General features: G+C 69.6%; 2 protein-coding genes. One reads left to right on the top strand and one right to left on the bottom strand.

Going from position 1 to position 2,045, the window contains the following annotated elements:
- Window positions 1–181, top strand: a 181-nt coding sequence (locus tag AC062T_RS11465) for a M23 family metallopeptidase (RefSeq protein ID WP_476030148.1), incomplete at its 5' end; no start/stop codon positions are given.
- A 345-nt stretch (window positions 182–526) separates the two neighbouring features.
- On the opposite strand, the gene AC062T_RS11470 is transcribed toward AC062T_RS11465, so the two are convergent.
- The coding region (locus tag AC062T_RS11470; RefSeq protein WP_476030150.1) for a glycoside hydrolase family 13 protein at window positions 527–2,045 on the bottom strand (1,519 nt) is incomplete at its 5' end.

The raw sequence follows: 2,045 nt of genomic DNA on the forward strand, positions 1-2,045 counted from the left end.
TTATGCGCACATGCAGTGGGGATCGATCCAGGTCGCCGTTGGCCAGCAGGTCACGGTTGGCACGATCGTCGGCCTCGTCGGCAGTACTGGGGCATCAACTGGCGCCCACCTGCACCTTGAGATCCACGCAGATGGCACGCCCATCGATCCGTTCGCCTGGCTCAAGGCCAACGCCAACTAGCTCGCTGCACTCGCTGCACCTGCGGTACTCGTTGCACCCGCGCCTGCTGCACTCGCGGCACTCGCTGCGCCCGCGCATGCTGGGCTCGCTGGGCCCGCTGGGCCCGCTGCGCTCGTGCCTGCTGGGCCTGCTGCACCTGCTGCGCTCGGCGCGCCCGAAAGCGACTCGGCGCGCCCGTTGTTAGGGGCGCGGTGAGCGGGTTTGGGGAGCGCCGAGACGATCCGCGGTGAGCGGGTTTGGGGAGCGCCGAGACGATCCGCGATCCGCCCGCGACTCACGCCGCGCGTGCGACTCACGCCGCGACTGCCGCCGCGCGCGACTCACGGCGCAACTGCCGTCGCAACCTCAGCGAGCGAGCCAGACCGTGGTGTCGCCGGGCAGCGACTTTTCGCCCAGCGGGCCAGAGGCCAGCAGCACATCGCCAGCGGGCAGAACAACGGACTCTCCCGTGGTGTTGGCGATGACTGTGATGTCGTCCGTTGCGAACCCGAGAACGCCCTCCGGCAAGCCCTCTACCCATTCGAGGGTGGAGTTGCCGAGGCCCCGCTCGGCGCGCAGGCGAAGCGCGAGGCGGTAGAGCTCAAGCGTGGACTCAGGGTTGCCGCGCTCGGTGTCGCGTGCGAAGGCTCCCCAGCCCGAAGGCTGCGGCAGCCAGCTCTCGCCCGTGGTGCTGAATCCGAAGGCGGGGGCATCCGCTGTCCATGGGAGCGGAACGCGGCAGCCGTCACGGCCATACCGCTCGCCGTTCGTGCGGAACCACGTGGGGTCCTGGCGAGCGTCGTCCGGCAGGTCGACGGCCTCGGGCAGGCCGAGTTCCTCGCCCTGGTAGATGTAGGCGCTGCCGGGCAGCGCGAGCATGAGTGCCGTGGCGGCCCGGGCGCGGCGCAGGCCAACGACGGGGTCGGGCAGGCCCTCGGTGAGTGGGCCGATGCCGTGGCCCTGCAGGTTCTCGGCGGTGAGGGCGAGCCGGCTGGCGTGGCGAACGACGTCGTGGTTGCTGAGAACCCAGGTGCTGGGGGCTCCGACGGCACCGAACGCGGCGATCGACTCGTCGATTACCCGGCGCAGGGCTGCGGCATCCCAGGTGGTGCCCAGGTAGGCGAAGTTGAAGGCCTGGTGCATCTCGTCCGGGCGCACCCAGTGGGCGATGCGGCTGAGCGGGTCGACCCACGCCTCGGCGGCAAGCACACGGTCGCCTTCATAGGTGTCGAGCAGCAGGCGCCACTCGCGATAGATCTCATGCACGCCCTCCTGCCCCCAGTAGGGAGCAAGTTCCACGAGTTCGGGCTCGACGCCCGGCTCAAGCGGCACGCCGCCCATGCTGCCGGCCTCGGCGGGAGGGGTCCAGTCGGGCAGGCCGTCGGCCTTGACGAGGCCGTGAGCAACGTCGACGCGAAAGCCGTCGAGGCCGCGGTCGAGCCAGAACCGCAGAACGTCGAGAAACTGTTTGCGCACCCACGTGCTGCTCCAGTTGAAGTCGGGCTGCGAGGAGTCGAAGATGTGCAGGTACCAGGGGCCGGGGGTTCCGTCAGCCTCGGTGATGCGGGTCCATGCGGGTCCGCCAAAGACGGACTGCCAGTTGTTGGGCGGCAGCTCGCCGTTCTCGCCGCGCCCCTCGCGGAACATGTAGTGGTCGCGTTCCTCAGAGCCGGGGCCGGCCGCGAGGGCCTGCTGAAACCACGGATGCTGGTCTGACGAGTGGTTGGGCACCAGGTCGCCGATCACCCGGATGCCGAGCTCATGCGCCTTGGCGAGCATCCGGTCGAAGTCGGCGAGGGTGCCGAAGAGCGGGTCGACGTCGCAGTAGTCGGAGACGTCGTAGCCGGCGTCTTTTTGCGGTGACGTGTAGAACGGCGACAGCCAG

It is taken from the genome of Homoserinimonas sp. (assembly GCF_056262345.1).